Origin of the sequence: Rhodoferax sp. (assembly GCF_037143375.1) — a bacterium.
GTDB lineage: Bacteria > Pseudomonadota > Gammaproteobacteria > Burkholderiales > Burkholderiaceae_C > Rhodoferax.
The window spans coordinates 1-6541 of the sequence record NZ_JBAWYV010000160.1; the positions used below are offsets into that span (position 1 = coordinate 1).

Below are 6541 nucleotides of genomic sequence, written 5' to 3' on the forward strand. Positions count from 1 at the left end.
CGTCATTTTCAGGGCCGCTGCATATTGCATGGCCGCCAGTTCGGGTCCACTGTGGTCGAGGATCATGACCTCGTGAATCATGGTCAGCTCCAGGTGCGTCAGCGGGTCATCGACCGGCACACGGGCGGCTTCGGCTTGCAGCAAGATGAACAGCGCCACCACCAGCGGCGTCACCAGCCAGGCAAAGTAAGGGGTGTTGTGCAGGTGGCCGATCAGGTCGGCAAAACTGCTCATACCCGTGGCCGCGCTGGCGGCACCGATCAGCAAAAACAGCGCAGGCTCGCCGTAGCTGGAAAACGACGCTTCGCGCGCTGCGCCCATGCCCTCAAAGGCGCTGCCCACGTCCATCGCCGAGATGGTCATGACGATGCGCGCCAGGCCCAGGGTGTAGGCAAAAACGATGAAATCATGCTCAAACTGGAGCGGGGCAAACTGGCCCAGCATCGGCGCCATGCTGGCCGCCAGCAGGCAAGCCACCAGCACCGCATAAGCGCCGGCCCGAAACAGCGGGCTGGCGGTGTGGCTGACGACCGGGCGCTTGCCCAGCAGGCGCCACAGGTCTGAAGCTGACTGCAAAATTCGCGGACCTTTGCGACCCGCCCACCAGGATTTGGTTCGGTTCACCACGCCAATCAGCACTATCGGTAACACCAGCACAAAGGCCAGATGAGTCAAGCTGAGCAGGGTGTTCATGTCAGCGCCCCTTCGGTGAGCAGCAGCAGGGCGGCAATCGCCACCAGGGCCGCCAGCCCGGCCGAAAACGCGATGCGGGGGTCGTCTTCATGCAGTTTTTCGGACAATCGTGTGGCGGATTCATTGCCATGTTCAATGACCGAGTACATCCGCCGCTCTACCGCGTCGACGCAATCGGTAATCACATAACTGTCGGTGGGGAAGTAGCCGGCAGGCGCTTTTTGCCGCTTGAGCAGTACCATGATGTTTTTGAATCGGCTCGCAAAATCGGTCGAAAAACTCGCGCCGGTGTACTGCATGCGCGTGTTGGGCGCGGTGTAGCCGCAGCCCCAAGTGGCGTTTTGCAGCGGGGCTTGGCGCCACAAGACAGTGCGCAGCCACCAGACCAGGCCAACGACCAGCACCAATCCGCCTGAAAAGATGCCGATGCGGGTCAGCGTGCTGATGATCGGTTGCAGGCTTTGCAGCGCCGAGGTGCCTGGCAGGTGGGCCATGAACAGCGCGGTGGGCCCGGCCACCAGTGCAAAGCCCAGCACCGGCACCACGCCCAGCAACACCGTGCCTAGCGCGTGAATGCCCATGGGGAACAGCATCCAGCCACTGGCCTCGTGGCCTTGCGGCAGGCTGGTGTCACGCGAGCTGCCCAAAAATATGACGCCAAAAGCGCGCGCCATGCTCAAGGCCGACACCGCCCCCACAAACGCGAGAGCAGCAGCGGCCACGCTCAGTGCCAGCTTGGCCCAGACGCTGATGGCCGCACCAGTGAACAGGCCCGAATAGATCAAAAATTCACTGGCGAAACCATTGAATGGCGGCAGCGCTGAAATTGCCACACCCCCGATGACGAAGCACACTGCGGTAACCGGCATCAGTTTGAAAAGGCCGCCGAGGCGCTCCATGTCGATCGCGTGTTTGACCTTGTAGACACAACCGGCGGCATAAAACAGCTGGCATTTGAAGAAGGCGTGGTTCAGCAAGTGCAGCAAGCCGCCCGCAAAACCCAGCGCCACCAGCGCGGGAATGTTCCAGGTGAGGCCCAGGCAACCGATGCCAAAACCGATACCCGCAATGCCCACGTTCTCGGTCGATGAGTAACCTAACAGGCGCTTCAGGTCGCGCTGCCCCACGGTGTACAAGCCGCCCACGAGGGCTGAAGTTGCTGAGAACACGATCAGGAACCAGCCCATCCACTCATCAGGCTTGCCTGACAACAGCAGAAAACGCACCAGCGCATACAAACCGGCCTTGTGGATCACACCCGACATCAGTGCCGACACATGGGCCGGTGCTGCCGCATGGGCGCGGGGCAGCCAGGAGTGAAACGGGAAAAACGCCGACTTCAAACCAAAGCTGGTGACCAGTAACAAAAACACCACATTGCGCACTTTGCCGGGGTGTTGGCTCATCCACTGGCCAAAGTCACCCAAATACCAGGACTGCGTGTTGGTGTACAAAATCATCACCGCTGCCACCAGAAACATCAGGCCGATGTGGGTGGAAACCAGGTAATTGAAGCCGGCAAAACGCACTTTCTGGTTGGTGTAATCCCAAATCACCAACAGCCAGGCGGCCAGTGCAGCGATTTCCCAGCCGAGCAAAAACGTGATGGCATGCTCGCCGGTGTAAACCAATATGAAGGAAAGCGAAATCATGTTCAGCAGGCCAAAATGCACCCCCAGATGGCGCGGCCCCGCAAAGTGTTGGCGCAAATAGCCGACCGCGTAAATACTGCCCAGCAGTGTCATGGGCAATGACCACGCCAGAAAAAAGGCGCCCAGTGCATCCAGCCTGAATCGCAAGGCGCCAATCGGGTGCGCCCAGGCCATTTCGCCGGTGATCATGGGTGCGCCAAACAACACGGGTAACACCGCCCACCCCACCAGTCCGGTGGCAATGACCTGCGAGGCCAGCCCCAGCCCGACGCGGATTTTGTTGGGCGCGGGCAGCAGGCACAACCCGCCACCCAGCATCAGTATGAGTACCGCCGCAATGAGCTGACTCATGGCTGGCGCGCCCGGGCTTTCGCCCCCATCAGGTGCAGGCCTGTGGTCTTAATGCCAACAGAAAAGGAGAAAAAAAGCATGAAGGGACTCCGACGATCACTTGAACACCAAGGGGTTCAAGTCAAGGTCGGCGCCCCGCAGTGACGCAGTCGCGTGATGAACCGGCGACGTTTGGAAAGGGGTGAATTCAACAAGGAACTCAATGAATGGAGCTGTCCCATAAGGATCGCGATTCTAGGCCCTTAACGTACCCGCATGCCGGGTTGTGCACCGGGAAAAGGTTCCAGCACATAAATGCCGGGGTTGGTCTTTTCGTCTGCGTGACCGGCTGCCAGCACCATGCCCTCAGAGATGCCAAATTTCATCTTGCGTGGCGCCAGGTTGGCCACCATGACCGTGTGTTTGCCGATCAGGTCTTCGGGTTTGTAGGCACTGGCAATGCCGCTGAAGACGTTGCGCGTGATCGGGTTCCCCTGCGGGTCGGTGCCTTCGCCCACATCCAGCGTCAGGCGCAGCAGTTTGGTGGAGCCGACCACGGCCTCGCAGTTGACGATTTTGGCGATGCGCAGGTCGACCTTCATGAAGTCGTCAATGCCGATCGTCGGTGCGATGTCTTCGCCACCAGTCGCTACTAATTCAATAGCTGCTTGCGCAGGTTCCACGGGGGCTGGAGCCTCAAACAATGCTTCAAGTTGCTTGATGTCGACGCGCTGCATCAGGTGCTTGTAGTCCCCAATGCGGTGACCCGCGCCCAGCGGCTGGTTGGCGTTACCCAGCACCAGCGGTGCGCTGTTGAGGAAGGCTTCCACCTGGGTGGCCAGGGTCGGCAGCACCGGTTTGAGGTAAGTGGTGAGCACGGCAAAAGCTTCGATACACACCGTGCAGACATCGTGCAGGCGGGCGTCCATGCCTTCTTTTTTGGCCAGCTCCCAGGGCTTGTTGGCATCCACATATTCGTTCACGCGGTCGGCCAGCAGCATGGTCTCGCGCAGGGCCTTGGCAAACTCGCGCGCCTCGTAGAGCATTTCAATGCTGACGCGCTCGATGCGCAACTGGTTTAGCAGCACCGCACCATCGGCGGAGACTTCGCCTAACTTTCCGTCAAAACGCTTGGCAATAAAACCGGCGGCGCGCGAGGCGATGTTGATGAACTTGCCCACCAGATCGCTGTTGACGCGGGCCATGAAGTCTTTCGGGCTGAACTCGATGTCTTCGTTGCGCGAGTTCAGTTTGGTGGCAATGTAGTAGCGCAGCCACTCGGGGTTCATGCCCAGGCCCAGGTACTTGAGTGGGTCCAGGCCGGTGCCCCGGCTCTTGCTCATCTTCTCGCTGTTGATGGTCAAAAAGCCATGCACAAAGATGTTGTTGGGAGTTTTGCGGCCGCTGAAGTGCAGCGTGGCGGGCCAAAACAGCGTGTGGAAGGTGACGATGTCTTTGCCAATAAAGTGGTATTGCTCCAGCGCCGGGTTGGCCATGTAGTCGTCGTAGCTTTGACCGCGTTTTTCCAGCAGGTTTTTCAGCGAGGCCAGGTAGCCAATAGGCGCGTCCAGCCAGACGTAAAAATACTTGCCCGGTGCATCAGGAATCTCGATGCCGAAATAGGGCGCATCGCGGGAAATGTCCCAGTCGCCCAGACCTTCGCTTTTTGTGCCGTCCGGGTTGGTGCGCACCGAGAACCATTCCTTGACCTTGTTGGCTACTTCGGGTTGCAGGCGCGGCTTGCCGGACTCATCGTTGCCCTGGGTCCACTGCTCCAGAAACGCCACGCAGCGTGGGTCCGATAGTTTGAAGAAGAAATGTTCCGAGCTTTTGAGTTCCGGGGTCACGCCCGACAGCGCAGAGTAGGGATTAATCAGGTCAGTGGGGGCATAGACCGCGCCGCACGACTCGCAGTTGTCGCCGTACTGGTCTTTGGTGTGGCACTTGGGGCACTCGCCCTTGATGAAGCGGTCGGGCAGAAACATGTTCTTCTCAGCGTCAAAGAACTGCTCGATGGTCTTGGTCTCGATCAGCGAGCCATCCTTGTTGTCACGCAGGTCACGGTAAATCTGGCGTGCCAGTTCGTGGTTTTCGGGGCCGTCGGTGGAGTGCCAGTTGTCAAAACTGATGCTGAAACCCTCCAGATACGGCTTGCGGCCGGCGGCGATGTCGGCCACGAACTGCTGGGGCGTCTTGCCCACTTTTTCAGCGGCAATCATGATCGGCGCGCCATGGGTGTCATCGGCACAGACAAAATTCACCGCGTTGCCCATCATCCGCTGGTAGCGCACCCAGATGTCGGCCTGGATGTACTCCATGATGTGGCCGATGTGGAAGTTGCCGTTGGCATAGGGCAGGGCGGTGGTGACAAAGAGTTGGCGTGACATGGGGCGTTGGGCTTTCAAGACAAGGTGGTGATTTTAGTCACCCACTCTGCCGTTTGATTTTTCGATTTCAAGACTCAAATTGAAATACAAATCCAATATGATGAACTCATGTAGCCAGTTGTCCTGCCGCAAGTGCAGGGGTTATTGAAATATTGTGCGCCAAGACCCCGTGTCATATTCAAGGAAGAAAACAATGAAAAACTGGAAAGTTTCAAGCCGACTGAACCTCATGGTGGGCGTCGCCATATCGGTGATGCTCATTCTGGCGGCGGTGAACTGGTTCAGCCTGTCCCGCTTGGCGCATTTGCAAAATGTGGCTTATGAAAGAACCCAAGCAGCCGGCCATCTCAGCCACGACGCCAACTTGGGCGCTCAGGCTTACCGCATCGTGGCCGATACCTTTATCAACCGCCAGTTTGACGAGGTGCAAAAAAAATGGCAGTCCATTTCAGCAGACACCGACAAGGCGTTTGAATTTGCCACCAAAGTGGCCGATACCGACGAGCAACGAACAGCCCTTAAAACGGCACACGTGGCCCTGGTGGAGTTTCGAAAACTCTACACCGAGCAATTTTTGGTGTTGGCCAAGCGGGAGGCACCCCTTGCCGAGATCGCTCTGGTCGACGATCAGATTGACAAACAAATTGACAAATTTGACGAGAACTTCAAAAAGGTAGCCGACCGCCTGACCGAAGAAGCGAAGGTGGCAGACGAAGCCTTTGATGCCGCCTCATCCAATGCCAGTTTGATCACTCTGCTGTCGGTGTTGATCGGTGGGGCGGTCCTCGTGGCCATCGCTTTGGTCATCTCTCGCAGCATTACGAATCAACTGGGCATGGAACCCTCCAATGCCACGCAGTTGGCGCACAGCATTGCCGCAGGTGACCTGACCCATGGTTTTCCACACGGCACCAAGAATCAGGACAGCTTGGCAAGCGCCCTCAATGACATGTTGGGCACGTTGAAATCCATCGTGTCGAACGTGCGCCAGGGCTCCGAGAGCGTGGCAACGGCCAGTTCTGAGATCGCCCAGGGCAACCACGACCTGTCGGCCAGAACCGAACAACAGGCGAGTGCGTTGGAAGAAACAGCGGCCTCCATGGAACAACTCAGTTCCACCGTCAAACAAAATGCGGACAACGCGCGTCAAGCCAACCAACTGGCCATGAGCGCTTCCAGCGTGGCCATTCAGGGTGGCGAAGTGGTGAGCCAGGTTGTGGAAACCATGAAAGGCATCAACGAGGCGTCGCGCAAGATATCGGACATCATCAGCGTCATCGACGGCATTGCTTTTCAGACCAACATTCTGGCGCTCAATGCGGCGGTGGAAGCGGCCCGGGCCGGCGAACAAGGCCGGGGCTTTGCCGTGGTGGCCAGTGAAGTGCGCTCTTTGGCCGGACGCTCGGCCGAAGCCGCCAAAGAAATCAAGTCACTGATCAACACCAGTGTGGAGCGCGTGGAGCAAGGCACGGCCTTGGT

At 58.4% G+C, this 6541-nt stretch carries 4 protein-coding genes; 1 reads left to right on the top strand and 3 read right to left on the bottom strand.

Going from position 1 to position 6541, the window contains the following annotated elements; translation table 11 throughout:
* The 3 genes from WCG50_RS16335 to metG all read right to left on the bottom strand — a co-directional run.
* Positions 1-693: NADH-quinone oxidoreductase subunit H (locus WCG50_RS16335; protein ID WP_336900657.1), on the bottom strand; the 693-nt coding region annotated here is incomplete at its 3' end.
* Positions 690-2696: a proton-conducting transporter membrane subunit gene (locus tag WCG50_RS16340; RefSeq protein WP_336900658.1), complete on the bottom strand. Its 2007-nt coding sequence runs from the start codon at positions 2694-2696 to the stop codon at positions 690-692. The genes WCG50_RS16335 and WCG50_RS16340, both read right to left, overlap by 4 nt.
* Before the next feature lie 242 nt (positions 2697-2938).
* A complete protein-coding gene (gene metG / locus WCG50_RS16345) occupies positions 2939-5062 on the bottom strand; it encodes a methionine--tRNA ligase (protein ID WP_336900659.1) in 2124 nt (707 codons plus the stop codon).
* A gap of 193 nt (positions 5063-5255) precedes the next feature.
* On the opposite strand from metG, the gene WCG50_RS16350 reads away from it, so the two are divergent.
* Positions 5256-6541, top strand: a 1286-nt coding sequence (locus tag WCG50_RS16350; protein WP_336900660.1) for a methyl-accepting chemotaxis protein, incomplete at its 3' end; no start/stop codon positions are given.